The organism is Streptomyces sp. JNUCC 63 (genome assembly GCF_054366325.1).
Genome location: NZ_CM135963.1, coordinates 2,287,459 through 2,313,792 on the forward strand (window position 1 = coordinate 2,287,459; position 26,334 = coordinate 2,313,792).

A 26,334-nucleotide genomic window follows, 5' to 3' on the forward strand; every position below is an offset into this window, starting at 1 on the left:
CTTGGGCAGGCTTGATCGGCACCCGGCGTTTCGGGTGCCGTCGCGTGGGTCGCGCGGCCCGGCGGTACGGGGGTGCCGACCGCTCCCCCCGGGCCGCCCTGGGGTCTCCCAGGCGTTCAGCACTGGGGGAGGCACGACTGCCCGCGGGTTGCGATGCGGCTGCCACGAGCAGCCGCATCCTCAGTTCGCCGCCGCGCCCACGGGTTCCGGGATCCTGAACGGTTGGCCGCAGCCGCCGCACATGATCGGGGCCTGGGCCAGGACCGAGGGGACGACCCGGACGTTGCGGCCGCAGTCGCACACCGCCTTGACCCGGACGCCGCCGCCGGAGGAGCCGTGGCGGGCGGCCGGGCCGCGGAAGGTGCGGCTGGTGTCGGCGGACGTGGCGGCCGTGTGGGCCTTCAGCGCACGCTGGAGACGCTCGATCGTCGGGCGGTACCGCCGCTTCGCCTCGGGGCTGAGCGTGACCAGTGAGAAGCCGCTGCTCGGATGCGGCTCCTCGGGATGGTCCAGGCCCAGCTCCTCGGCGATCGCGAGGAACCTGCGGTTGTGGTAGCGGCCGGCGCGGGAGGTGTCGCGTACCCCGCGTGCGGCGGCGATGCCGTGGACTGCCTCGTGAAGCAGTCGCTCGAAGGAGAGTTCGTGTCCGCACGCGGACGACGACTCTCCGATCAGGGACTCAGGCGCGGCAAGGTCCGGCAGCTCGGGGTGGTACCGCTGAATGTCGGCCCACGCCTGCGCCAGCTCTGCGGCGAGAACAGGTGGTGTCGTGCTCACGTAATGACAACGAGCCGGAGTGCCGCTGTGTTCCTATTCCGGGGCATCCCAAATAATTTGCACGTACCCGTCAGTTGCCGCTGATGCGTCCTGACGAGGGCGGGTGCGCTGATCTGCGGAGAAGCCTCGCAGCTCATACCAAGGTGGTGCGCAAAGGGAGTACGCACCGGCGCGTACGTCCGTTGCGCGCGCCGGTGCTGCGGGATTGCGCCACGCGCAAGAGGCGTTTCGGTCGCTTCCCGGCCCCGAAGGCCTCACCTTCGGTCAGCGCCCACGGCCCTCGCGACGTTACCCCGTGCGCCGCCGACGCCCGGCGCCGGCCCGAAGGGCCAGTCGACTTCCGGACACGTCGGCCCGGGGCTCAGGTTGCCGGAATGTGAAATCTCGCCCCGGACGCCTCCAGCGCGCAAGCAGGGCCACGCGACCTCTGGACGCGATGGAAGGCTCGCAGTTACCTGGCATACGGGGGAAGTGCGAGCGCACTGCACGGGGGCCACGGAACCGGACACAGCGGCAACTCTCGGCGGATTGGGGCGCTTATCCATGACACCTACGCTCGTGCGGCAGCACGTACGTCACGCGGGGACAGTGCCCCGTGTGGATCCACGTGCACGCGCGCGTGACTGGTCCGAGATCCAGGAGCGGATGCTGGTCCCGCTCTACGAGGCCGTCTACGAGCGACTGGAAGTGGGCTCCGGCACGCGGTTGCTGGCGCTCGGCTGCGGCTCCGGGCTGGCCCTGCTCCTGGCGGCGTCCAGAGGCGCGACGGTCACCGGTGTCGACTCCTCCTGCCCGGAACGGCTCGCCCTCGCCCGGCAGCGGCTGCTGCCGGAACCGTGGGACACACGCGCGTGCACTGCCTCCCCAGCCACCCCGCACGCTCCGACTGCCCGGATCGTCGACGGATCACCGCAGGACGCCGCCGACACCCTCACCCCCTACACCCTCGTGACCGTCTTCGAACCGATCGGCTGTCTCGCCGGTGACTCCGAAGGACTGGGCGACCTGCTCACCGCGGCTACTCCGCTCGCCACGCACGGGGCGCCCGTGGTGCTGGCCGGCTGGGGACCGCCGGAGCGCTGCTCCACGTCGTCCGTCCTGCGGGTGGCCACCAAGCTGGCCGATCCGCTGCGCAGCCCGGGCAGTTGGCGTCCCGCCCTGCGCGACGACCTCGAGGAGGTGGCCCACCGCGCCGGCCTGCGGCCGGACGGCTCCGGCCGGGTCGCCTGCCCCTTCGGCTACGCCGACCTCGACAGCGCGGTGCGCGGACTGCTCTCCACGGGACTGTTCGACGCGGCGATCGCCGCGACCGACCCGAACCAGGTCGACAAGGAGCTGACGGAGGCCCTGCACGCCCACCAGCGACCCGACGGCACGGTGTGGATGCCGAACGTCTTCCGCTACCTGATCGCACGGACGCCCTGAGTCCCCGGAGCATCCTCAGACGCCACCGTTGGTCTCCGCGTCCTTCCTCAGACGGGGAATCCCGGCGACCCGGTAGGCATCGGCCTCCTCCAGCGTCTCGTTCTCCAGCAGGGCCCGCGCCAGCGCGTCCAACTGCCCCCGGTGGTCACGCAGCTTGCGGCACGCCTCCTCGTAGCACTCGTCGACGATGCGCCGCATCTCGGTGTCGATGGCGTCCAGCGTCTGCGGGGCGGCCGCCAGCCCGTACGCCTGCTGGGAGTCACTCGGCAGGGCGGACAGACGGCCCAGGTGCTCACTCATGCCCCACCGGGCCACCATCCCGCGCGCGATGTTGGTGACCTGCTCCAGATCGTGCTCCGAGCCGGTCGTGACGACCCCGTAGACGACGTGTTCCGCCGCCATGCCGCCCAGCGCGCCGATGATGCGGCCGCGCAGATACTCCTCCGTGTACGCGTACTTGTCGGAATCCGGCGTCGACAGCGTCACGCCGAGCGCCCTCCCGCGCGGGACGATGGTGATCTTGCGTACGGGGTCGGCGCCGGGCTGCAGCATGCCGAGCAGGGCGTGCCCGCTCTCGTGGTACGCCGTGCGCCGACGCTCCTCCTCGGGCATCACCAGGGCGCGCTCCGCCCCCAGCTGGACCTTCTCCAGCGCCTCCGAGAAGTCGGTCTGCGTCACCTGCCGCTGCCGCCGCTTGACGGCGAGCAGCGCGGCCTCGTTGGCGAGGTTGGCCAGCTCGGCCCCCGTCATGCCCGGGGTCGTACGGGCCACCCGGGCGAGGTCCACGTCCGGGGCGAGCGGAATCCGGCGGGTGTGGATCCGCAGGATCGCCTCGCGGCCGCCCCGGTCCGGCGGCGACACACTGACCACCCGGTCGAAGCGCCCGGGGCGGGTCAGGGCGGGGTCCAGGACGTCGGCGCGGTTGGTCGCGGCCAGCACGATCACGCCCTCGGAGCCGGAGAAGCCGTCCATCTCGGTCAGGATCTGGTTCAGCGTCTGCTCGCGCTCGTCGTGACCGCCCACCGACGCGCCGCCGCCCCGGGCCCGGCCGATGGTGTCGATCTCGTCGATGAAGATGATCGACGGGGCCACCTTGCGGGCCTCCGCGAACAGCTCACGCACGCGTGACGCACCGACGCCCACGATCATCTCGATGAACTCGGACGCCGACGCCGAGAAGAACGGCACGCCCGCCTCCCCGGCGACCGCCCGCGCGAGCAGGGTCTTGCCGGTGCCCGGCGAACCCGTGAGCAGCACACCCCGGGGCATCTTCGCGCCCATGTGGCGGTAGGCGTCGGGGTGCTCCAGGAAGTCGACGACGTCGTCCAGCTCGCCCTTGACCTCGTCGATGCCGGCCACGTCCGCGAAGGTGGTGCGCTGGGTGCCCGGCTGCAGCTCGACCGGCCTGGGCGGCGTCTTGCGGCCGAGCAGACCACCGGGCCCGCCCAGCCCCGAGCCGATCCGCCGCGCGAAGAAGACCCACAGCGCCACCAGGATCGCGATCGGCGCCAGCGAGAGCAGCAGGTTGGACAGCAGGCCTCGCTCCTGCACCACCGGCCGCGCGGTCACCGTGACATGGTGGTTGCTCAGGCTCTGCCAGAGCCTGTCGCCCGCGAAGGCGGGACGCTGCGTCTTGAACTTGGTGTACCTGCCGCCGCCCTCGGGGTTGTCCCGGGCGCTCTTCAGCTCGCCCTGGATCGCATCGCCCTTGGAGTAGATCTTGCTGACGTTGCCGGCGTCGACCTGCCTGCTGAACTCGGTGTACGAGATCGTCGGCTCGTTGCCCGCGTTGTAGTAACTCAGCCCGCCGTAGGCCAGCAGAAAGACGATCACCGCCGTGACGAGCAGGCCCCACCATCTGCCGCGCATCCTGCTGCCGCCGGGCCGCCCGGACGTCTGGTCCGGGGCGCCCTCGGTGCGCCACGGCTGGTCAGGGACCTTCCGTGGTGGCGCGGCATTGCTCATATCTGGACGTTACGGCACATGGTGGACCTCGGCACGCGCTGAGGGCGCCCTTTCGAGGAAGGGCGCCCTCAGCGTCGTACAGACCCCGCCTCAGCCCATGAACTTCTTGAACTCGTCCGGGAGCTCGAAGTCCTGGCCGCCCTGCTGCGGCAGCCCGAAGGCGCCACCGCCCTGGGCCGCGGCGGCGCGACGGGCCGCCTCCTCCTGCTCCTGCTGCTTGCGCTTCATCGGGTTGCCGGAGCGCTGCTTGCCCTTGGCCTTCTTCGGCTGCTTCTTCGTCCGGCCGGGGCCGCCACCCATGCCCGGGATCCCCGGCATGCCGGGCATGCCGCCGCCCTGGGCCATGCGGGACATCATCTTGCGGGCCTCGAAGAACCGCTCGACGAGGCTCTTCACCGCGCTGACCTCGACACCGGAACCCTTGGCGATACGGGCCCGGCGGGAGCCGTTGATGATCGTCGGGTCCTGGCGTTCGCCCGGCGTCATCGACTTGATGATGGCGGCCGTGCGGTCCACGTCGCGCTCGTCGATGTTGTTGATCTGGTCCTTGATCTGACCCATGCCGGGCAGCATGCCGAGCAGCTTGCTGATGCTGCCCATCTTCCTGACCTGCTCCATCTGGGCCAGGAAGTCGTCCAGGGTGAAGTCCTGGCCCTTCTTGGACGCCAGCTTGGAGGCCATCTTCTCGGCCTCTTCCTGGCTGAACGTCTTCTCCGCCTGCTCGATCAGCGTGAGCAGGTCACCCATGTCGAGGATGCGGGAGGCCATCCGGTCCGGGTGGAAGGCGTCGAAGTCGTCGAGCTTCTCGCCGTTCGACGCGAACATGATCGGCTTGCCGGTGACCTGGCGGATCGACAGGGCCGCACCACCACGGGCGTCACCGTCGAGCTTGGAGAGCACCACGCCGTCGAAGCCGACGCCGTCGCGGAACGCCTCGGCGGTGTTGACTGCGTCCTGACCGATCATCGCGTCGACGACGAACAGGATCTCGTCGGGGCTGACCGCGTCCCTGATGTCCGCGGCCTGCTGCATCATCTCGGCGTCGATGCCGAGGCGGCCGGCGGTGTCCACGATCACGATGTCGTGGACCTTGGTCCTCGCGAAGTCGATGGAGTCCTTGGCGACCTTGACCGGGTCGCCCACGCCGTTGCCCGGCTCGGGCGCGTAGACGGCGATGCCGGCGCGCTCGGCGACGACGCTGAGCTGGTTGACCGCGTTCGGACGCTGGAGGTCGGCGGCGACCAGCACCGGGGAGTGGCCCTGCTCCTTGAGCCACTTGCCGAGCTTGCCCGCGAGGGTGGTCTTACCTGCACCCTGCAGACCGGCGAGCATGATCACGGTGGGGGGCTGCTTGGCGAAGCGGAGGCGGCGGGTCTCGCCACCGAGGATCGTGACGAGCTCGTCGTTGACGATCTTCAGGACCTGCTGGGCCGGATTCAGCGCCTTGGAGACCTCGGCGCCCAGCGCCCTCTCCTTGACGTTCTTGATGAACGAACGTACGACAGGCAGGGCGACGTCGGCTTCGAGCAGTGCGATGCGGATCTCGCGCGCCGTGGCGTCGATGTCCGCTTCGCTCAGCCTGCCTTTTCCGCGGAGGTTTTTGAAGGTCGCGCTGAGGCGGTCGGAGAGAGTATCGAACACGGCGGCGTCGGTCCTCGGGGTCGGGGTCGCAGTCTGAGCGCCTTCCAGGGTATCCGGCTCGGCAAGCAAATCGTCCCCGCCCGCTGAATACAGCGAGCAGGGACACACCCCCGCATCGACGGGGAGCACACCTGATGAACACATGACCCGACCATGAGGTCACGCCCTCAACGTCTCCTCCAGCCGCCGCGCCAAGGACGCCGCCTCCTCGTCCGGCAGCGGGGCGCCCGCCGGGCCGGTGACGTAGAAGGCGTCCACGGCGTTCGACCCCAACGTCGAAGCGTGCGCACTGCGCACCCGTACCTTCGCGTCCTCCAGCGCCCGCCCGATCCGGAACAGCAGCCCCGGTGCGTCCTGCGCCCGGACCTCGATCACCGTGGCGTGCCGGGACGCGGCCGGGGCGACCGTGACCCGGGGCGGAGGTGCCACGACGCCCCGGCGGCGCGGGTAGGCCGCGTCCCGTTCGGCGAGACGGGCCGCGATGTCCAGGGAGCCGTCCAGTGCCCGGGCGAGGTCGGCGCGCAGGAGGGCGGCCTGGGGCAGGGAGCCGTACTCGGCGGCGACCCGCCAGTCCAGCAGCAGTACGGAGCCGTCGTCGACACCGTCCGGCAGGTCCAGGGCCCGCAGCTCGGCCGTGCGGACGGTGAGCCGGTGGGTGGCCAGCACCCCGGCGACCGCGGGCAGGACGCCCGGCTGGTCGGGGACGGCGATCAGCAGCTCGACGCCGAGCGGCTCGGGCTCCCCCGGTGGCTCCCCCGGGTGCTCCTCGGCGAGCGGCTCGGGCCGCGCGCGCAGTGTCAGCACCGGACCGCCCGTGCGGAGGGCCTCGACGGCCAGCCGCTCCTGCTCGGCGGTGGGCGCGGCGGGCTCGGGCTCACCGGGGACGTCCCCGGTGAGGACGGCCGAGACCCGCCGGACCAGTTCGGCGACCAGGGAGCCGCGCCAGGACGACCAGGCGGCCGGGCCGGTGGCCAGGGCGTCCGCCTCGGTCAGGGCGTGCAGCAGCTCCAGCGTGCTCTGGGTGCCGACCGCCTCGGCGACCGAGCGGACGGTGGCCGGGTCGTCCAGGTCGCGCCGGGTGGCGGTCTCGACGAGCAGCAGGTGGTGGCGCACGAGGCCGGCGAGCACGGCCGCGTCGGCGCGGTCGAAGCCGATGCGCGCGGCCACGTCCCTGGCGATGATCTCGCCGGCCGCGCGGTGGTCGCCGGGCCATCCCTTGCCGATGTCGTGCAGCAGAGCGGCGACCAGGAGCAGGTCGGGACGGCCGACACGGCGGGTGAGCGCGGAGGCGCGTACGGCCGTCTCGATCAGGTGGCGGTCGACCGTCCAGAGGTGGACGGCGTTGCGCTGCGGTCGGCAGCGCACCCGTTCCCAGTCGGGCAGGAGCCGGGTGACCAGGCCTTCCGCCTCCAGGGCTGCCCAGACCTCGACGGTGGGGCGGCCGGAGCCGAGCAGGGTGACGAGTTGTTCGCGGGCCTCGGCGGGCCAGGGCGTGGGCAGGGGGCGCGCGGTGGCGGCGAGGTGCCGTACGGCGTGCGGGGAGAGCGGCAGTCCGGCCTGCGCGGCGGCGGCCGCGGCGCGCAACGGGAGCACGGGGTCGCGTTCGGGACGCGCGGTGAGGGCGAGCACCGCCTCGCCGTCCTGCTCCACCACCCCTTCGGCGAGCGGGGACCGCTCCGCGAGGGGCTTTCCGCCGCCCAGCAGGGCGCGCAGCCTCGGCCGCACGGCGCGCGACCTGAGCACGCGCCGCACTTCACGCCAGGTGACGTCAGCGGCGTACGAGATGACACGGGCCGCCTCGTACACCTGGCGCAGAAGGGTGTCGGCGCCGAGGAGGCCCAGCTCGGCGGCGACCTGGTCCTGTTCCTGCAGCGCGAGCCGGTCGGTGGCCCGGCCCGTGGTCAGGTGCAGGGCGTCGCGTACGTCGAGCAGCCGGCGGCGGGCGTCGGCGAGGCCCTCGCGCGGGGCGTCGGCCAGCCAGGAGGCGGCGACGGCACGCAGCGCGGTGGCGTCCCGCAGGCCGCCGCGGGCCTCCTTCAGGTCGGGTTCGAGGAGGTACTGCAGCTCGCCGTGGAGCTGCGCGCGTTCGGTGCACAGGTCCTGGAGCTCGGGGAGCCGTTTCGGCGCCTGGTTGCGCCAGTCGGCGAGGACCGTGGTGCGCAGTGCGGCCGTCAGGCCGCGGTCGCCGGCGAGGTGCCGGACGTCCAGCAGACCGAGCTGGACCTTGAGGTCCTCCCCCGCCGTCCTGCGGGCTTCGTCGGGTGTACGGACCGAGTGGTCGAGGGCGAGGCCGAGGTCCCACACGGGGTACCAGAGGCGGTCGGCGAGGGCGGCGATCTCCTTGCTGTCACCGCTGTCGTGCAGGAGGAGCAGATCCAGGTCGCTGCGGGGGGACAGCTCGCCGCGCCCGTAGCCGCCGACGGCGACGAGCGAGACGCCCCGCCGGCTCTCGGCCGCCCCGGTGAACAGCCCGGCCAGCCAGTCGTCGGTCAATGTGGCGAGGGCCGCTCGGCGCGGCGTCCCGGACCGCGTCCCCTCGGTGAGGAGGCGCAGCCGGGCCGCCGCGTAGCCGCCGGGTCCCGGGTTCTCCGCCTGGCTTCGCACATCCGTACCGGTCACCCGGCGACTCCCGTCCTCGTGCTGTTCAGAGCGCGTCCGGGCCGCGCTCGCCGGTCCGGACCCGGACCGCCGTCTCGACCGGCAGGGACCAGACCTTGCCGTCACCGATCTTGCCCGTGCGGGCCGCCTTGACGATGACCTCGATCAGCTGTTCGGCGTCGTCGTCCTCGGCCAGCACCTCGATACGGATCTTGGGCACCAGGTCGACGGTGTACTCGGCGCCGCGGTAGACCTCGGTGTGGCCGCGCTGCCGGCCATAGCCGCTCGCCTCGGTGACGGTGAGGCCGTGGACGCCGAACGCCTGCAGGGCCTCCTTGATCTCGTCGAGGCGGTGGGGCTTGACGACGGCGGTGATGAGTTTCATGCGTCCACCTTCTTGCTGCTCTGCTTGCCGCTCTGCGTGGCGGCCAGGGCCGGGAGGGTGACGGCGGCGATGACTCCGCCGCCCGCGCCGGTGAAGTCGTACGCGGTCTCGGCGTGCTGGGACTGGTCGATGCCGGAGATCTCCTCGTCCTCGGGGACCCGCATGCCGATGGTCCGGTCCAGGAGGAAGGCGAGGACCGCGGAGGCGAGCAGGGAGTAGGCGAGGACCGCGAACACGCCGGCGCACTGCTTCCAGAACTGGTCCGGTCCGCCGCCGTAGAAGAGGCCCTTGACGGCGGACTGGCCCTTGCCGCTGGCGAAGAGGCCGACCAGCAGGGAGCCGGTGACACCGCCGACCATGTGGACGCCGACCACGTCGAGGGAGTCGTCGTAGCCGAACCGGTACTTCAGGCCGACCGCCATGGCGCACAGGACACCGGCGACGGCGCCGACGGCGATCGCGCCGAGCGGGGAGACCGCGCCGCCGGACGGGGTGATCGCGACCAGGCCGGCGACCGCGCCGGAGGCGGCGCCGAGGGTGGTGAAGGCGCCGTGGCGGATCTTCTCGTAGGCGAGCCAGGCGAGCATGGCCGCACCGGTGGCGACCTGGGTGTTGACGAACATCAGCGGGCCGACGCCGTCGTCGTTGCCGAGCCAGGAGCCGGCGTTGAAGCCGAACCAGCCGAACCACAGCAGGCCCGCGCCGAGCATGACCAGCGGGAGGCTGTGCGGGCGCATCGGGTCCTTCTTGAAGCCGACGCGCTTGCCGATGACGAGGATGACGCCGAGTGCCGCGGCGCCGGCGTTGATGTGGACCGCGGTGCCGCCGGCGAAGTCGATCACTCCCAGCCTGTAGGCCCAGCCGCCGGCGCCCCAGACCCAGTGGGCGACCGGGAAGTACACGATCGTGGCCCACAGCACCAGGAACAGCGTCCAGGCGGTGAACTTCACCCGGTCGGCCAGGGCTCCGCTGATCAGGGCGGGTGTGATGACCGCGAACATCAGCTGGAAGACGGCGAAGACGAGGACCGGGATGGTGTATCCGGGCCAGAGCTCCGTCTTGCCGATTCCGCTGAAGCCGACGAAGTCGGAGGTCCAGCCGATGAGCGAGCCCCTGTCGGCGCCGAAGGCCATCGAGAAGCCGTAGAGCACCCAGAGGATGGTGACGATCCCGAGGCTGATGAAGCTCATCATCAGCATGTTGAGTGTGCTCTTGACGCGGACCATGCCTCCGTAGAAGAAGGCCAGGCCCGGGGTCATCAGCATCACCAGGGCGGAACAGATGAGCATGAAGCCGGTGTTGGCGGACGACAGCTTGGGCGCGTCCGCCGCCAGCGTGACGGCGGCTGGTGCCATCGGCGTCTCCTCGTCGGTGTGAGGGGCGGGCCTGTTATGCGCCACGAGACTCGCGCAGCGCGGTTTCGGCGGACGCCCCGCGGTGTTTCGCCGGGGTGACGAAGGCGGCTGGTGTGTTACGCGTCGGTGAACCGCATGCGAAACCGGCCGCGGCGGCCTTCCGATGACCTGGCATGGGGGAGCCGAGTCGGGCAGTTCGGGAGGGCCGGCCGCGGCCGGGGTTCAAGGGGTGGGGGTCGTCCAGGTCCTGGGGCTCAGACGGCCTCGGCGGTCTCGGGCAGCTCGGCGGCGAGCTGTTCGGTGAGGCCGATGACCTCTGTGTGGTCTCCGTAGTCGCGTACGGCGTTGTCGACGGTCTTTCGGATGCGGGTGTTCACACGCTCGGAGCGGACCTTCTTGGCCACCTTCAAGGCCCGGGCGACGTACTGCGTGCTCTGCTCGGGCTCCCGCTGGAGCAGGTGCACCGTGGCCATGCCGACGAGGTTGAGCGCGTACGACCGCTGGTGCTCGTGGTCCTCGGCGAACAGTTCCACGGCCCTCTGCATCAGCGGCTCGGCCAGCGAGGCGTAGGCGGGGCTGCGGCCGGCGACGTAGGCGAGGTCGCGGTAGGAGTGGGAGTTCTCGGCGTACAGCTCGGCCTCGGAGAAGAATCGGATCCAGTCGGGGTCGGGCTCGTCCCAGTCCTCGGCGTCGGCGAAGGTGTCCTCGGCCATGCGTACCGCGCGCTTGCACCTGCCGGGCTGGCCCATGTTGGCGTAGGCGCGGGCCTCCATCGCGTACAGCATGGACTGGGTGCGGGGGCTCGCGCAGTCCCGGCTGCCGTACTGGGCGAGGTGGATGAGTTCCAGGGCGTCCTCGGGACGGCCGAGGTGGATCATCTGGCGGCTCATGCTGGACAGGACGTACGAGCCGAGGGACTTGTCGCCGGCTTCCTTGGCGGCGTGCAGGGCCAGGACGAAGTACTTCTGCGCGGTGGGCTGCAGTCCCACGTCGTAGCTCATCCAGCCGGCCAGCTGGGCGAGCTCCGCGGCGACCTTGAAGAGCCTGCGGGTGGTGGCCTCGGGCTGGGGCTCCTGGAGGAGGTCCGTCACCTCGTGCAGCTGGCCGACGACGGCCTTGCGGCGCAGGCCGCCGCCGCACTGGGCGTCCCACTGCCGGAACATCCTGGTGGTGGTCTCCAGCAGCTCCAGCTCGGGCCGGGAGAGCCGGCCGAGGCGGCGGGAGGCGGCCTGCGGCTCGGGCTCCCGCAGGGACGGAGGCGAGGGCACGAGCCAGCGCTGCAGCGGCTCGATGAGGGAGGGGCCCGCGGACAGCACCAGCGAGCTCCCGAGGAAGCCGCGCCGCGCCAGCATCAGGTCGCTGCGCGAGAACTCGCTGAGCAGGGCCACCGTCTGCGGGCCCGTCCAGGGCAGGTCGACGCCGGTCGCGGAGGGCGCCTGACGGGCGGTGCGCAGGCCGAGGTCCTCCACCGGGACGACACAGCCGAAGCGCTCGGAGAACAGCTCCGAGAGGATCCTGGGGATCGGCTCGCGCGGGTTCTCGCCGTCCAGCCAGCGCCTGACGCGCGAGGTGTCGGTGGAGATGTGGTTGGCGCCCAGCTGGCGGGCGCGGCGGTTGACCTGGCGGGCGAGCTCGCCCTTGGACCAGCCGCTGCGCACGAACCACGAGGAGAGCAGCTCGTTCGGGCACTTGTCCGCGCTCGCCGCGCCTGTCCCGCTTCTGCCGTTGCTGCCGCTCACTGGAACGCCCCCATCCCTGAGACCACTTGTCGCTGAGTGCGCCAAGCCCTATCAGAATGCCCGTCAATACGGCCGTTCGTCCGCCGATTCTCACTCCTCGAACGGACTGCCGACTTGCCTCCGGCATACCCACGAGCGCATGTGCCCCCAGGACTCGCGCACTTACAGTAATCCCACGATCACCCGTACAGCCATGGGGATCCATGAAACGCCACCATTCGCCACCCCTTCGAATGAACTCCCGGTGGCCCTTACGCGATTCACTTGACACAGGACAACCACGGGCGGGCGGAGCGATGTGCGTGAGGGCGCACATCGCGGGGCGCGCCACCCGGGGTGCTTCCGGACGCCGCGGGGATCCGGCCGCGCCGGGGAGGGATCGGAAACGCAGAGTGACGATCCATATTCGTCTCGTAACCATCGAGGCGGTGGAACCGTTGGAGGGGGCATGGGCTTCACGATCGGCGGCATGCGCGAGATCCGCTCCGGCACGCGGCGGCGCGGCCGGTCGTACCGCTCGTCGGAGTGCACGGCGGTGGCCGAGTACACCGGGCTGTGGGGCTGGGACGTGGTACGGGGCGCGCGGGCCGTCGGCGGCGCGTGCTCCTGCGGTCGCACGGACTGTCCGGCGCCGGGCGCGCACCCTCTGGAGTTCGCGCCCGGGATCCCGGCCGGCGCCACGCTCGACGAGGTGAGCCGGGCGTGGACGGAGCTGCCCGGGGCCTCGGTGATGCTGGCGGTCGGGCGCGTGTTCGACGTCATCGAGGTGGCCGAGCCGGCCGGGCGCCGTGCCCTGGCCCGGCTGGAGCGCATGGGCCTCCCCCTCGGCCCGGTGACCGCCACCCCCGAGGGCCGCGCGCACTTCTTCGTCTCCCCCGGCGCCGCCGCCGAGCTGTCGGCCCTCCTCTACCGCCTGGGCTGGGACGACCCCACCTCGCTCGACCTGCGCGGCCTCGGTCCGGGCACCTATCTCACGGCCCCGCCCTCCGACCGGGGCGGCCGGGGACCGGTCCGCTGGCTCCGCCCACCCGCCCTGGACACCGCCAAGCCCCCCGAGGCCCGCCTCCTCCTGGGCACCCTGGCCTACGCGGCCCACCGCTCCTGGGCGTGACCGCCGGGCGTACGACCACCGCTCAGGAGCCCCGCGGCCACCCCGCGGCGGCGCTCACACGGTGTCTCCAAGACCGTGGCGCCCTGCAGCCCCCCTCGCGGTCACGGCCGTGCCGCAGCAGCCGTCTCGTGGGCCGCGTCCCGGGCGCCTGCGGGGATGCGGCCCCCGTCGGTCGCGCGGGCCCCGTCGACGGCGACGCCCGCCCCGGTGGACCCGGGACGGGCGTTCGCTCGGTGGATGGTGGTCAGTCTCCGATGAGGGCGTCGACGAAGGCCTCCGGTTCGAAGGGGGCCAGGTCGTCCGGGCCCTCGCCGAGGCCGACCAGCTTGACCGGTACGCCCAGCTCGCGCTGGACGGCGACCACGATGCCGCCCTTGGCGGTGCCGTCCAGTTTGGTGAGGACGATGCCGGTGATGTCGACGACCTCGGCGAAGACGCGGGCCTGGATCAGGCCGTTCTGGCCGGTGGTCGCGTCGAGTACGAGCAGCACCTCGTCCAGCGGGGCGTGCTTCTCCACGACGCGCTTGACCTTGCCGAGCTCGTCCATGAGGCCGGTCTTGGTGTGCAGGCGGCCGGCGGTGTCGATGAGCACCACGTCGGCGCCCATCTCCTTGCCCTCCTTCACCGCGTCGAAGGCGACGGAGGCGGGATCGCCGGCCTCCGGGCCGCGCACGGTGTAGGCGCCGACCCGCTCACCCCAGGTCTGCAGCTGGTCGGCGGCGGCCGCGCGGAAGGTGTCGGCGGCGCCCAGGACGACGCTGCGGCCGTCGGCGACCAGGACGCGGGCGAGCTTGCCGGTCGTGGTGGTCTTGCCGGTGCCGTTGACGCCGACGACCATCACGATGCCGGGCTTGCTGGTGGCCGGCTCGGTCTTCACGGTGCGGTCCATGTCGGTGCCGATCAGCGTGAGCAGCTCCTCGCGCAGCAGACCGCGCAGCTCCGCGGGGGTGCGGGTGCCGAGCACGCGCACGCGCTCGCGCAGCCGCTCGACCAGCTCCTGGGTGGGCTGCACGCCGACGTCGGCGGTCAGCAGGGTGTCCTCGACCTCCTCCCAGGTGTCCTCGTCGAGGTGTTCACGGGACAGCAGGATGAGCAGCCCCTGACCCAGGGCGTTCTGCGAGCGGGAGAGGCGGGCGCGCAGCCGTACCAGACGGCCGGCGGTGGGCTCCGGCACCTCGATCGCGGGTGCCGGAAGCTCCTCGACGGGCAGCTCCTCGACGGCGACGGGGGCCGACCCGTCGGGCAGGTCCACCTCCTCGATCGTCCGCCGCGGCTCCTCGCGCGGCGTCTCGGCCTCCTCGCCTACGTGCGGCTCGGCCGGAGGGGCGGTGATGTCGGGGGGCGAGGGCGGTGGCGGGGGCAGCGGCTTCCTCCGCCTGCTGCCGACGATGAGCCCGCCGAGCGCGCCGAGCACCACCACGGCGATGACTACAGCAAGGATGATGGTTTCCATAACCCTGCCAGTATCAGCCATGGTTCCCGGCCTGAGAGGGCTTGTGTCTTCAGCCAGGAGACAAACACCACTAAATGACACAAGTCTGATCAAAGTAGGATGGGGCGGGTCGCGCCCGTACGCGCGGAGTCGTTTTCCCCGACCTAGGCACGGAACCCTTCTTCATGAGCAAGACCGCCGAGACAGAAGGCGCACTGGAGACCCGCGGCATCGAGCAGGTGCCCGATCATGAGCGCACCGCCAGAACCCGCGAGCTGTTCCCCACCTGGGTCGGCGCCAACATCAGCGTGCTGCTGCTCACCATGGGCGCGAGCCTCGTCGTGGCGTACCACCTCAGTCTCTGGCAGGCGCTCGTCGTCGCCGTCGCCGCCCCTGTCCTGTCGTACGGCCTGGTCGGGCTCATCGGCATCGCGGGCAAGCGCGGCGGGGCGCCCGGCATGGCGCTGTCCCGGGCGGTCTTCGGGCAGCGCGGCAACCTGCTGCCCGGCTCGCTGATCTGGGTGGCCCGCTGGGGCTGGGAGACGATCAACGCGGTGGTCGGCGCCTACGCGATGCTCACCATCCTGCACGTTCTGTTCGGCCTGAAGGCGAACAGCGCGCTGGACATGGTGATGCTGCTGGCGTTCGTCGTCGCGACCTTCGCGATCTCCGGGCTCGGCATCAACGCCGTGCAGAGGTGCAACAAGTACGCGACCTACCTCTTCGGCCTGTTCTCGGTCCTGGTCCTCGCCCACCTGATCGTGGACACCGACTGGCCGGGGGTGTTCGCCCACTCCGCCGGTTCGACGGCCGCGGTGATCACCGGTATCGGCATGATCGCGGCGGGCGGCGTCAGCTGGATCCCGTCGGCGCCGGACTTCACGCGCTATCTGCCGCGTACGGCCTCCGCCAAGGCGATCGTGGGCACCTCGATCGGCGGCGCCGGCATCGTCGTCCTGCCGATGGTGCTCATGGGCGCGGTGATGGCGGTCTCCGTGCCGGACCTCGCCTCGGCCGCCGACCCCGTCTCCTTCCTCGGCAAGATCCTGCCGACCTGGATCGCGGTGCCGTATCTGCTGATCGCGCTGATCGGCATGCTGCTGATCAACGCGATGTCGATGTACTCGGCCGGCTTCACCGCGCAGACGCTCGGCTTCAAGGTGCCGCGCCACTGGGCGGTCTCGGTCAACGCCGTGATCTCGCTGGCCTTCGGCAGTGTGCTGATGCTGGCGGCGACCAGTTTCATGGGCTCGTTCATCGCCTTCCTGTCGCTGCTCGCGGTCGCCTTCTCCGCCTGGGTCGGCGTCTTCGGCGCGGACATGCTGCGGCGTACGGAGTACGACGGCCAGGCCATGGCCGACACCACCCGCACCAGCGCCTACTGGTACCGGGGCGGCTTCTCCCCCGCCGCGGTCACCGCCTGGGCGACCGGCCTCGCCGCGGGCCTGATGTTCACCGCGTCCGCCTGGTTCACCGGCCCGCTGGCCAGGAACAACGTCATCGGCGAGTACGGCCTCGGCTGGATCGCGACGATCCTGGTCTCCGGCCTGCTGTACCTGGCGCTGCCCAAGCCACCGGTGCCGCCCCGGGCGGCGGCCACCGCGAAGCCCGCCGAGCGGCCCGAGCCCCTGGGCGTCTGACGGCGTCCCGGCCACTCCCCCTCCACCACAGGTGGGGCTCCGCCGGCGAGAACGGCCGGCCCGCCTGACCCGGGTGCTGCTCCCCTGTTCTCATGGGTCTGCTGGTGGAAGTGTTCGTTCGGGGACCGGACGGCGACACGCGGATACTCGACGTGCCGGAGGACTTCCATCAGTCCGCCGGGTTCGAGTCCTGGCGTACGACGGTGTGGGGATCGGAGCTTGTGCGCTCGCCGGGTGCCCGTTTTCTCCCCGTGCCGGCCGGCAGGAATCCGGAGGTCGAGGCGGCTCGGGTGCCGGACTTCCTGCGCGAGGTCGCCCTGCTGCGCGCCCGTCCCGACCTGATCGCCTTCGGCACCAGGCGCCCGCGGACGGCCGAGGAGCACCGGGACCGGATCCAGGACCGGCTGCGGATCAACGAGGAAGCCGCTCTGCGGGCTCTGGTGATCGGCGGCGGTGTTCTCGTCCGGTGACGTACGGGCTGCGGTGACGTGCAAGAACCGCCGCCCCGCTCGGGCGGTGACCGAGCGGGGCGGCGGACGGGACGAGGAGAGGGGCGGCGGGGACCTGGGCCCTTCTCCCCGGGACTGTGCGGGGAGTTACCCCATCTCCTCCAGCGCCTTGCCCTTCGTCTCCTTGACGAACTTCAGGACGAACGGGATGGAGAGCGCCGCGAAGAACGTGTAGATCATGTAGGTGCCGGAGAGGTTCCAGTCGGCCAGCGACGGGAAGCTCGCGGTGATGGCCCAGTTGGCGATCCACTGGGCGGAGGCGGCCACGCCCAGGGCGGCGGCGCGGATCTTGTTCGGGAACATCTCGCCGAGCAGCACCCAGACGACCACGCCCCAGGACAGGGCGAAGAACAGGACGAAGAGGTGGGCGGCGACCAGGGCGACCATGCCCTGGGTGGCCGGCAGCTTGCCGTCGACCAGCGGGTGCGAGAACGCCCAGGCCTCCAGGGCCAGGCCGACGACCATGCCGGAGGAGCCGATGAGCGCGAGCGGCTTGCGTCCGATGCGGTCCACGAAGATCATCGCGATCACGGTGCCGATGATGTTGATGATCGACGTCGTGAACGAGTAGAGGAACGAGTCCGTCGGGTTGATGCCGACCGACTGCCACAGCGTCGTGGAGTAGTAGAACGCGACGTTGATGCCGACGAACTGCTGGAAGACGGACAGGCCGATGCCGATCCAGACGATCCGCTTGAAGAGGAAGCTGCTGCCGAGCAGGTCCTTGAAGGTGGACTTGTGCTCGCGCTTCATGGCGGCCTCGATCTCGGCCACGCGTGTGTCGAGGTCGACGCCCTTGCCCTCGACCTCGGCGAGGATCGCGCGGGCGCGGTCGCGGCGGCCGACGGAGAGCAGGAAGCGCGGGGACTCGGGGATGACGAAGGAGAGCAGCCCGTACAGCGCGGCCGGGACGACCATCACGCCCAGCATGACCTGCCAGGCCTCCAGGCCGATCAGATTGCCGCGCTGGTCGCCGCCGGCGGCGTTGAGCAGGCCCCAGTTGACCAGCTGGGACACGGCGATGCCGACGACGATCGCGGCCTGCTGGAAGGAGCCGAGGCGTCCGCGGTAGGCGGGCGGGGCGACCTCGGCGATGTAGGCGGGGCCGATGACCGAGGCCATGCCGATGGCGAAGCCGCCGACGATGCGCCAGAAGGCGAGGTCCCACAGAGCGAAGGGCAGCGCCGAGCCGATGGCGCTGATGGTGAACAGGGTCGCGGCTATCTGCATGCACCGGATGCGGCCGATGCGGTCGGCTATGCGGCCCGCGGTCGCGGCGCCGACGGCGCAGCCGATCAGGGCGATGGCGATGACCTGGGCCAGCTCCGCGGATCCGATGCCGTAGCGGCTCCGGATGGCCTCGACGGCGCCGTTGATCACGGAGCTGTCGTAACCGAAGAGGAAACCGCCCATGGCGGCCGACGCCGCGATGAAGATGACGTGCCCGAGATGTTCGGGATGAGCCGTACCGGCTCCTGGCCCGGGGGCCTGCTCTGTGCTGGTCACGTGTACTCCTCGGGCACACCGGCAACGCCGCCGGAGTGGGGGTCAGCCTTTCCAGGTGAGACCTGAAGGTAAAAGCAATACTGCAGAGATCATGACTTCAAGTATCGAAGCCAAAATCCCTGTCTTCATGAACTTCTACCGCCCGCTGGGCAGACTTGCGTTCAGATGTTGTAGTCAAGCACTGGACATGATCCGACTACCCCGAAGTCGCGGAGGCACGCGGAGCCCGTGGCAATGGCTAGCGCAGCCGCTGGCTGATGACCTTCGACACACCGTCGCCCTGCATGGAGACGCCGTAGAGCACGTCTGCCACTTCCATGGTGCGCTTCTGGTGCGTGATCACGATGAGCTGCGAGGTCTCCTGCAGCTCCTGCATGATCCGGATCAGCCGCTGGAGGTTGGTGTCGTCAAGGGCCGCCTCGACCTCGTCCATGACGTAGAACGGACTCGGACGGGCCTTGAAGATCGACACGAGCAGTGCGACGGCCGTCAGCGACCGCTCGCCGCCGGAGAGCAGGGACAGCCGCTTGACCTTCTTGCCCGGCGGGCGGGCCTCGACGTCGAGGCCCGTGGTGAGCATGTTGTCGGGGTCGGTCAGCACGAGACGTCCCTCGCCGCCCGGGAAGAGCCGGCCGAAGACGCCCTCGAACTCGCGGGCGGTGTCCCGGTAGGCCTCGGTGAAGACCTGCTCGACGCGCTCGTCGACCTCCTTGACGACCTGGAGGAGGTCGGCTCGGGTCTTCTTGAGGTCCTCGAGCTGCTCACTGAGGAACTTGTGGCGTTCCTCCAGTGCCGCGAACTCCTCCAGGGCCAGCGGGTTGACCTTGCCGAGCTGCTGGTAGGCGCGCTCGGCGGCCTTCAGCCGCTTCTCCTGCTCGGCCCGGACGAAGGGGCGGGGCCGGTTGCGCGGATGCTCCGGGTCCTCCGGCAGTTGCTCGCCCTCGGCGGGCGGCGAGGGCGGCACGAGCTGGTGCGGCCCGTACTCCGCCACCAGCCCCGCCGACTCGACGCCGAGCTCCTCCAGCGCCTTGGTCTCCAGTTGCTCGATGCGCAGCCGCTTCTCGGCGCCGAGCACCTCGCCGCGGTGGACGGAGTCCGTCAGCTTGTCGAGTTCGGCCTTGAGCTCGCGTCCCTCGGCGCGGGCGGCGGTCAGCTCCTGCTCGCGCCGGGCCTTGGCGGCCTCGGCGGCGGCGCGCTCCTGCTCGGCGCGGGCCACGGAGACCTCGACGTGCGCGAGCAGCTGCCGGGCGCCGGAGGCGACCGCCCCGGCGACGGCCGCCTCGTGACGCAGCCGGGCGCGCCGCTGCTCGGCACGCGCGCGTGCCTCGCGTTCGGCGCGGGCGGCCCGGTCCAGGGAGTCGGCCCGGCCGGCCAGTCCCTTGACCCGTTCCTCGTGCGTACGGGCCTGGAGGCGGGCCTCCATCTCGGTCTGGCGGGCGTTGGCGCCGTCGGCGGCGAGCCGGTCCCGTACGGAGGTGTCGGGCTCCTCCTCGATCGGCGTCTCCTCGGCGACGGCGAGCCGTTCGGCGAGCTCCTCGACCTCTTGGAGCGCCTTGTCGAGGGCCTCCTGGGCGCGGGCGGCGGCGGCCGTGGACCGCTCGGCCTCCCCGGCCGCGCCGCGCGCCTGCCCGGCGAGCCGGCCGAGCTGCTGGGCGACGGCCGACTTCTCCCGGTCGGCGGCCCGCCGCCGCTCGCCCAGCTCCTCGACCAGGGCGGCGCGCTCCTTGCGCCGCTCCCCGGCCCGCTGCTGTGCCTCGGTTAGCTCCTCGCACCGCACGGCGAGCTCTTCGAGCTCGGCGGCGGCCTCGTCCACGGCGGCCTGTACCTCCAGCAGACTGGGTGCCCCGGCGGACCCGCCCTGCGCGAAGTACGCCCCGAGCAGATCCCCTTCCGCGGTCACGGCCGTGAGATCGGGCCGCGCCTGAACCAGGTCCTCGGCGTCCTCCAGCGTGCCGACGACGACGATCCCCCGCAGCAGACGGCGTACGGCGGGCATCAGCTCGGTGGGGCCGCTGACGAGATCGGCGGCGAAGGGGTGCCCGGCTGCGGTACGGTCCTCGGCCCGCTCGCTCCCCGGCACATCGGAGGCCGCGAGGAGCAGGGCCGCGCGGCCCGCGTCCTGTTTGCGCAGGAGACGGAGGGCGTCCGCGGCCGCGGGGGGAGAGGTGGCCGCGAGGGCGTCGGCGGCGGTGCCGAAGGCGGTGGCCAGGGGAGTTTCGTAGCCGGGGGTGACCGTCAGGAGTTCGGCGGCGGGGCCCAGGAGGCCAGTGAGGCGGTCTCTCGCGTCGAGCAGGGCGCCGGTGCCGTCCTTGCGGCGCAGGCCGATGGCCAGGGCGTCGTGGCGGGCCCGGGTCGCCGCCCGTTCGCGTTCGGTCGCCGTGACGGCCTCGCGGGCGGCCGTGAGGGCGGCCTCCGCCTCGGCGAGGGCCGCCTTGGCCGCCTCGTGCCGGCCGGCGAGCTCTTCGTCGCCGGCGTCGAGGCCGTCGACCTCGACCTTGAGGGCCTCGTACTCCTCCTGGGCGGCCACGGCCCGTTCCTGGGCCTCGTCCCTGGCGGCGGCCAGCCGGTCGATCTCGGCCTGGGCGGAGGCGGCGCGCGAACGGGCCGCGTTCACCTGGCCGCTGAGCCGGGCCAGGCCCTCGCGGCGGTCGGCGATGGCGCGTGCCGCGTCCTTCAGGCGGCGCTCCTCGACGGCGAGTTCGCGTTCCAGCTCGGCGCGGTGGGCGACGGTGTCGTCGAGTGCCCGCTGGGCCGCCTCGAGGGCCGCCTCGAGCTCGGCCTCCTGTTCGCGGACGCGGGCGGCCTCGCGCTCCAGGTCCTCCGGGTCGCGCCCGCGCCGCTCCTCGGGCGGCGCGGAGGTGGCGCTCTTCACGCGCGCGTCGGCGAGCGAGATCGTGCCACGGACGCGTTCGGCGAGCTGGGACAGCTCGTACCAGGTCTGCTGGGCGCGCTGCAGGCGCGGGGCGAGCCGGCGTACCTCGTCCTCCAGCAGGGCCTCGCACCGCAGGGCCTTCCTCAGCTCCTGCTCGGCGGCCCCCTTGCGTTCCTTCAGGGTCGCCTCGTCGGCGATCTCGGCCTTCAGGGCCTCCCGGAGGCGTACGAGGTCGTCGGCCAGCAGGCGCAGGCGGGCGTCGCGGAGGTCGGCCTGGATGACCGCCGCCCGGCGGGCGACCGCCGCCTGCCGGCCCAGCGGCTTGAGCTGGCGGCGCAGTTCGTCGGTGAGGTCCTGCACGCGCGCGAGGTTGGCCTGCATCGCGTCCAGTTTTCTGAGCGCCTTCTCCTTGCGCTTGCGGTGCTTGAGGACGCCCGCGGCCTCCTCGATGAAGGCGCGGCGGCCCATGGGGTCGGCGTGCAGGACGGAGTCGAGCCGGCCCTGGCCGACGATGACGTGCATCTCGCGGCCGATGCCGGAGTCGGACAGCAGCTCCTGGATGTCGAGCAGCCGGCAGGTGTCGCCGTTGATCTGGTACTCGCTGCCGCCGTTGCGGAACATGATCCGCGTGATGGTGACCTCGGCGTACTCGATGGGCAGCGCCCCGTCGGAGTTGTCGATGGTCAGCGACACCTCGGCGCGGCCGAGCGGCGGACGCCCGGTGGTGCCGGCGAAGATGACGTCCTCCATCTTGCCGCCGCGCAGCGATTTGGCGCCCTGTTCGCCCATGACCCAGCTGAGCGCATCCACGACATTGGACTTGCCCGAGCCGTTCGGGCCGACGACGCACGTGATCCCCGGTTCGAACCGGAGCGTGGTCGCCGAGGCGAACGACTTGAACCCTCGGAGGGTCAGGGCCTTGAGGTGCACGGCTTCGGACTCTACCCGCCGCCGTTATCCCACTCCATGAACCCTCGCAACCGCGCGGTTTCACGCATGAACATGCAGGGCACACCAGACGTTAAGACGGTGGAAGGATGCGCGGGGGGCAGGAGGCGGGGCAAAGAAAGAAGGGACGCCGAAGCGTCCCTTGCAACTCTGACAACTGAGCGGTTGATACGGGCAGCCCAACCACTGTGTCGTTGTGCGATGCAGTGATCAGGTGAGCGCAGGCTCCGCCTGGTGTGCGTCGACGCGCTCCATGATCCTGTCGTGAGAAGCGGCAGCCGCCAACGCGTCGTTCTCCGCCTGGATCCGTACCAGCTCGGATTCCAGATCCTGGACGCGCTGCTGGAGCCGTCGCATCTCGGCGAGGAGTCGAGGGTCGGAGCCGCCGACGTAACCGAGAAGCGCCTTTGCCATGATGGATGGTCCTCCACACTGAGTGACCGACCGATGCGGTGTGGGTCGTGAGGGATTTGCACCCGTGGTGCTTGGCACTGTTGAGTTTGTGCTGCCGTTCATCCATGCCAAACAGCTAAGGTGCGCGGGCTTTCAGCGTCTCACCAAAAAGTTTGACGGTCAACACGATCACGCCCCGTATCGACGGGCGTCCCGGGGGCGCGCGACCGGAAAACGGTGGCGCTGCGACTCCTGCGGGCCCTTCGGGGCGTGGCGATCATCCTGCCCTGCGGAGCCTGCCACGGCAAGCGTTTCTCGGCAACCACCTGCCCGTTTTCCTTCCGGGCTTCCTTCCGGCAGGTGCCGGCGGCAGTTTTCGCCGCTTCCGTGCGGGCCGCGGAGCGTCACACGGTCAGCGGATCGCGAAGCCGTCGTAGCCGCCGCGAGGTGTGTCCCAGATCTCGGTGACGCCGTCCACCCGCCCGGGCGTGTCGCCGCCCTGCAGCCAGTCGAGGAGCTTCCGGCAGGCCTCTGGGGTGCCCTCGGCGACCACCTGTACCCGCCCGTCGCCCAGATTGAGAGCAAAACCACTCAGCCCGCCGATCTCCAGGGCCCTGGCCCGCGTGAACCAGCGGAAACCAACTCCCTGGACACGTCCGCGCACCCAGGCGACCAGTCGCACATCCTCGCTCATGACTGCAACCTAACCGGCCAATGTCTCTCGGGGCACTTCCTCCCCTCGCGCCATGCGGTACCGTCCCGACCCAGTGAATCTCACATGAAACTCACTCGATCGAGTGAGTTGGGTTGACCGCGACGGCTCAGGGCGCGTGTCGACCGCCAGGGACGAGGAAGGCCAGGACATGGGACGCCACCGACGCTCGGACGCCGGCCGCGCCGCCACGGGCCGCGCCGCGGGGGTCACAGAGACGCACGGCTCTTACGCGCGGGGCCGCGATCCGCAGGACGTCCATCCGCAGGACCGCGACGACCGCTTGGGCATCGCGCCCTATCTGAACCCGGACTTGTACGCCGACGCCTACACCAAGGCCGAGGGGTACCTCTACGCGACGGACGACGACTACGCCCGCGCCACCGACACCGTGACCTTCCCGGCCGAGGGCTTCAACCCGTCGGACGGGCCGCGCGAGCGCGGCCACCGCCGGAAGAAGAAGGCCGCGACGCCGGTCCGCACGGGGCTGCTCGGCGTCTCGGCCGCGGTCGCCCTCGGCACGGTGGCGGTGGCCACCGGCGCCGTGCCGGGCCTGGAGAACTACAAGCTGGGCGGCGGGAACAGCGGCGGCGCCGACAAGGTGCAGGCCGCGGACTCACCGACGAACAGCGAGAACCCGCAGGGCGGTACGTCCGGCAGCGCCGACCCGGGCGGCGGCCGGGCCGGCGGCTCCTCGACCAGCCGTGACGCCAACCGCTCCGCCTCCCCCACGCAGTCCCCCTCGGAGTCGGCCTCGGCCTCCCCGTCGGACACCGCCTCGGAGTCCGGAGCGCCTACGAAGGCGCCGGCGACGAAGCCGACCGCGGCACCGGACACGACGGCGAAGCCGGAGACCACGCCGGCCGACACGGCCACCGAGGCACCGGGCAGGGAGAAGGCCCCGGCGGGGCTCTCCAAGGAGGCCGCCGTGGAGGCCGAGGTGCTCAGACTCGTCAACGAGGAGCGGGCCAAGGCGGGGTGCACCCCCGTGGCGGCGAGCAGCACGCTGACCGGCCTCGCCGAGGACTTCAGCAAGGCCATGGCCGACGGCGACTTCTTCGACCACACCGACCCCAGCGGCGCCTCGCCGTGGGACCGGGCGGCGAAGGCCGGCATCACCAACCTCGGCGGCGAGAACATAGCCCGCGGCCAGGCCGACGCGGAAGCGGTGATGGAGGCCTGGATGAACAGCCCCGGCCACCGGGCCAACATACTGAACTGCGACTTCAAGACCCTGGGCGTCGGCGTGCACTTCGGCGACGGCGGGCCGTGGTGGACACAGAACTTCGGCTACTGACGGCACGGCGGGCTCCCGGGTGGCGCCGGCTCCCTGCCGGTGCCGCCTCGGGTGTCACGTTGTCGGGCGCGGCGTCCGCTGGCACCTCGGGCAGTAGTAGCTGGAGCGGTTCATCCAGGGGCGGCGGCGCAGCGGGGTGGCGCAGCGGCGGCAGGGCAGGCCCTCGCGGCCGTAGGCGTCCAGGGAGCGGTCGAAGTAGCCGGACTCGCCGTTGACGTTGACGTAGAGGCTGTCGAAGCTGGTGCCGCCCACGGCGAGGGCCGCGTGCATCACGTCCCGGATGTGGCCGAGGAGTTCGGCGGTGCGCGGGCGGGTGAAGCCGGCGGTGGGGCGCTCGTAGTGGATGCGGGCCCGCCACAGCGCCTCGTCCGCGTAGATGTTGCCGACGCCGCTGATCAGCGACTGGTCGAGCAGGGCCCGTTTGATGGTGGTCCGCTTGCGGCGCAGCGCCTGATGGAAGGCCTCGTCGTCGAACAGCGGATCGAGGGGGTCACGGGCGATGTGCGCGATGACGTCGGGCAGCCCGTCGGGGGTGGTGTCGTGCAGCGACAGGCCGCCGAAGGTTCGCTGGTCGACGAAGCGGAGTTCGGCGTCCAGCGCGTCGTCGAAGCGGATACGGACGCGCAGGTGCTTCTCGGCGGGCGCCTCGAGCGGCTGGACGAGCAGCTGGCCGCTCATGCCGAGGTGGGCCAGGATCGCCTGGCCGCTGTCCTCAAGGGGCAGCCACAGGTACTTGCCGCGGCGGCTGGGCAGGCCGACGCGGTGGCCCTTCAGCCGGTGTGCGAAGTCCTCCGCGCCCGCCAGGTGACGGCGTATCGCGCGCGGGTGCAGCATCTCGACGTCGGCGACGCCGCGGTGGGCGACCCACCGCTCCAGACCGCGCCGTACGACCTCGACCTCGGGCAGCTCGGGCATGATTCCCCTGTACCTCCGCGGCCGCAGGGGCCGTCGTATGGGCCGAGCGCCCACCCCGGGACGGGGCGGGCGCTCGGGTCGTGCTGTGGATCAGGCGGAGGCCGACGTCTCGTCAGCGCCTTCGGCGCCCTCGGCGGTCTGTGCCGCCTTGGCGCGTTCGTCCGCCGCGGCGTGGATGGACCGCCACGCGGACTCGGCGGCCTGCTGCTCCGCCTCCTTCTTGCTGCGGCCGGTGCCGGTGCCGTACGAGACGCCTCCGACGCGGGCGGCAGCAGTGAAGGTCTTCTCGTGGTCGGGGCCGGTCTCCGTGACCAGGTACTCGGGTACGCCGAGCCCTTCGGTCGCGGTGAGCTCCTGGAGGGACGTCTTCCAGTCCAGGCCGGCTCCGAGGTTGGAGGACTTCTCGATCAGCGGGTCGAACAGGCGGTGCACCAGTTCGGAGGCCGCGTCGAGGCCCCGGTCGAGATAGACCGCGCCGATCACCGCTTCCAGGGTGTCGGCGAGGATGGACGCCTTGTCCCGGCCGCCCGTGCCCTCTTCACCGCGGCCGAGCCGGATGAAGGAACCCAGGTCGAGGCCGCGGCCGACCTCCGCCAGCGCACGCGAGTTGACCACCGCGGCCCGCAGCTTGGCCAGCTGGCCCTCGGGCAGGTCGGGGTGGGTGCGGTACAGCGTGTCCGTGACGACGAGGCCGAGGACGGAGTCACCGAGGAACTCCAGCCGCTCGTTCGTCGGCAGACCGCCGTTCTCGTACGCGTAGGAACGGTGGGTCAGCGCACGCACCAGAAGGGCGGACTCGATCTTGTAGCCGAGCCGCCCTTCCAGAAGCGTGTGGGACGAGGCCGTGTTGTCCGACGTAGCACTTCCGCGTCGGCGGGGACTGCCTGCTTCGGCGCCTTCCGCCTTCTTGGCAGTGGACACAGTGCCTCTCACCAGCCGCTCAGACCTCGAGGACCTGGCGCTTGTTGTAGGTGCCGCACGACGGGCACGCGATGTGCTGCTGCTTGGGCTCGTGGCAGCGCTCGCACGCAACCAGGGTGGGGACCGCAGCCTTCCACTGCGACCGGCGGTGGCGCGTGTTGCTGCGCGACATCTTCCGCTTCGGAACAGCCAC

At 71.5% G+C, this 26,334-nt stretch carries 20 protein-coding genes; 5 read left to right on the forward strand and 15 right to left on the reverse strand.

The features are described 5' to 3' along the window. Positions 1 to 180: 180 nt before the first annotated feature. On the reverse strand, positions 181 to 777 hold the full coding sequence (locus tag ACX25U_RS10235; RefSeq protein WP_073950249.1) for a hypothetical protein: 597 nt from the start codon (positions 775 to 777) through the stop codon (positions 181 to 183). A 543-nt stretch (positions 778 to 1,320) separates the two neighbouring features. On the opposite strand from ACX25U_RS10235, the gene ACX25U_RS10240 reads away from it, so the two are divergent. Further along, a complete protein-coding gene (locus ACX25U_RS10240) occupies positions 1,321 to 2,202 on the forward strand; it encodes an SAM-dependent methyltransferase (RefSeq protein ID WP_454390794.1) in 882 nt (293 codons plus the stop codon). A gap of 15 nt (positions 2,203 to 2,217) precedes the next feature. On the opposite strand, the gene ftsH is transcribed toward ACX25U_RS10240, so the two are convergent. The 6 genes from ftsH to nsdA all read right to left on the reverse strand — a co-directional run bounded on the left by ftsH (position 2,218) and on the right by nsdA (position 11,885). Further along, a complete protein-coding gene (gene ftsH, locus ACX25U_RS10245) occupies positions 2,218 to 4,167 on the reverse strand; it encodes an ATP-dependent zinc metalloprotease FtsH (RefSeq protein WP_454390796.1) in 1,950 nt (649 codons plus the stop codon). A 90-nt stretch (positions 4,168 to 4,257) separates the two neighbouring features. Next, positions 4,258 to 5,808, reverse strand: coding sequence for a signal recognition particle protein (gene ffh, locus ACX25U_RS10250; RefSeq protein WP_454390798.1), 1,551 nt, complete (start codon positions 5,806 to 5,808; stop codon positions 4,258 to 4,260). 159 nt (positions 5,809 to 5,967) lie between these two features. Continuing rightward, on the reverse strand, positions 5,968 to 8,427 hold the full coding sequence (locus ACX25U_RS10255; protein ID WP_454390800.1) for a [protein-PII] uridylyltransferase: 2,460 nt from the start codon (positions 8,425 to 8,427) through the stop codon (positions 5,968 to 5,970). A gap of 25 nt (positions 8,428 to 8,452) precedes the next feature. Then, a complete protein-coding gene (locus ACX25U_RS10260; protein ID WP_030990174.1) occupies positions 8,453 to 8,791 on the reverse strand; it encodes a P-II family nitrogen regulator in 339 nt (112 codons plus the stop codon). Next, positions 8,788 to 10,146, reverse strand: a complete 1,359-nt coding sequence (locus ACX25U_RS10265; protein ID WP_454390802.1) for an ammonium transporter — start codon at positions 10,144 to 10,146, stop codon at positions 8,788 to 8,790. The genes ACX25U_RS10260 and ACX25U_RS10265 overlap by 4 nt, the downstream gene beginning before the upstream one ends. Positions 10,147 to 10,400: 254 nt before the next feature. Beyond that, complete coding sequence (gene nsdA / locus ACX25U_RS10270) at positions 10,401 to 11,885, reverse strand: transcriptional repressor NsdA (RefSeq protein ID WP_454390804.1); 1,485 nt, start codon at positions 11,883 to 11,885, stop codon at positions 10,401 to 10,403. Between the two features lie 448 nt (positions 11,886 to 12,333). Here nsdA and ACX25U_RS10275 point away from each other — a divergent pair, with 448 nt between their 5' ends. Continuing rightward, entirely contained in the window at positions 12,334 to 12,996 is a 663-nt protein-coding gene (locus ACX25U_RS10275; protein ID WP_454390806.1) for a bifunctional DNA primase/polymerase, read from the forward strand. A 244-nt stretch (positions 12,997 to 13,240) separates the two neighbouring features. On the opposite strand, the gene ftsY is transcribed toward ACX25U_RS10275, so the two are convergent. Further along, the gene (gene ftsY, locus ACX25U_RS10280) at positions 13,241 to 14,449 is read right to left on the reverse strand and encodes a signal recognition particle-docking protein FtsY (RefSeq protein ID WP_454390808.1); all 1,209 of its coding nucleotides are present in this window, start codon (positions 14,447 to 14,449) and stop codon (positions 13,241 to 13,243) included. 164 nt (positions 14,450 to 14,613) lie between these two features. Here ftsY and ACX25U_RS10285 point away from each other — a divergent pair, with 164 nt between their 5' ends. Both ACX25U_RS10285 and ACX25U_RS10290 read left to right on the forward strand, forming a co-directional pair. Continuing rightward, positions 14,614 to 16,068: a cytosine permease gene (locus ACX25U_RS10285; protein WP_454390810.1), complete on the forward strand. Its 1,455-nt coding sequence runs from the start codon at positions 14,614 to 14,616 to the stop codon at positions 16,066 to 16,068. 92 nt (positions 16,069 to 16,160) lie between these two features. Further along, entirely contained in the window at positions 16,161 to 16,538 is a 378-nt protein-coding gene (locus ACX25U_RS10290) for a hypothetical protein (RefSeq protein WP_454390812.1), read from the forward strand. Positions 16,539 to 16,664: 126 nt separating this feature from the next. Here the strand turns inward: ACX25U_RS10290 and ACX25U_RS10295 are convergent, their stop codons facing one another. The 4 genes from ACX25U_RS10295 to ACX25U_RS10310 all read right to left on the reverse strand — a co-directional run bounded on the left by ACX25U_RS10295 (position 16,665) and on the right by ACX25U_RS10310 (position 22,990). After that, positions 16,665 to 18,083: a sugar porter family MFS transporter gene (locus tag ACX25U_RS10295; RefSeq protein WP_454390814.1), complete on the reverse strand. Its 1,419-nt coding sequence runs from the start codon at positions 18,081 to 18,083 to the stop codon at positions 16,665 to 16,667. 238 nt (positions 18,084 to 18,321) lie between these two features. Next, the gene (smc, locus tag ACX25U_RS10300) at positions 18,322 to 21,885 is read right to left on the reverse strand and encodes a chromosome segregation protein SMC (protein WP_454390815.1); all 3,564 of its coding nucleotides are present in this window, start codon (positions 21,883 to 21,885) and stop codon (positions 18,322 to 18,324) included. A gap of 228 nt (positions 21,886 to 22,113) precedes the next feature. Further along, positions 22,114 to 22,317: a hypothetical protein gene (locus tag ACX25U_RS10305; protein ID WP_018567931.1), complete on the reverse strand. Its 204-nt coding sequence runs from the start codon at positions 22,315 to 22,317 to the stop codon at positions 22,114 to 22,116. Between the two features lie 391 nt (positions 22,318 to 22,708). Beyond that, positions 22,709 to 22,990 carry an acylphosphatase gene (locus ACX25U_RS10310; protein WP_454390818.1) on the reverse strand — a complete coding sequence of 94 codons (282 nt, stop codon included), beginning with the start codon at positions 22,988 to 22,990 and terminating at the stop codon, positions 22,709 to 22,711. Positions 22,991 to 23,159: 169 nt separating this feature from the next. On the opposite strand from ACX25U_RS10310, the gene ACX25U_RS10315 reads away from it, so the two are divergent. Continuing rightward, positions 23,160 to 24,305 carry a CAP domain-containing protein gene (locus tag ACX25U_RS10315; protein ID WP_454390820.1) on the forward strand — a complete coding sequence of 382 codons (1,146 nt, stop codon included), beginning with the start codon at positions 23,160 to 23,162 and terminating at the stop codon, positions 24,303 to 24,305. 54 nt (positions 24,306 to 24,359) lie between these two features. Here ACX25U_RS10315 and mutM read toward each other — a convergent pair whose 3' ends face one another. From mutM to rpmF, 3 genes are all read right to left on the reverse strand, one after another. Then, a complete protein-coding gene (gene mutM, locus ACX25U_RS10320) occupies positions 24,360 to 25,220 on the reverse strand; it encodes a bifunctional DNA-formamidopyrimidine glycosylase/DNA-(apurinic or apyrimidinic site) lyase (RefSeq protein ID WP_454390822.1) in 861 nt (286 codons plus the stop codon). A gap of 90 nt (positions 25,221 to 25,310) precedes the next feature. Beyond that, positions 25,311 to 26,153, reverse strand: coding sequence for a ribonuclease III (gene rnc, locus ACX25U_RS10325; RefSeq protein WP_454390824.1), 843 nt, complete (start codon positions 26,151 to 26,153; stop codon positions 25,311 to 25,313). A gap of 7 nt (positions 26,154 to 26,160) precedes the next feature. Next, positions 26,161 to 26,334, reverse strand: coding sequence for a 50S ribosomal protein L32 (gene rpmF / locus ACX25U_RS10330; protein ID WP_003951102.1), 174 nt, complete (start codon positions 26,332 to 26,334; stop codon positions 26,161 to 26,163).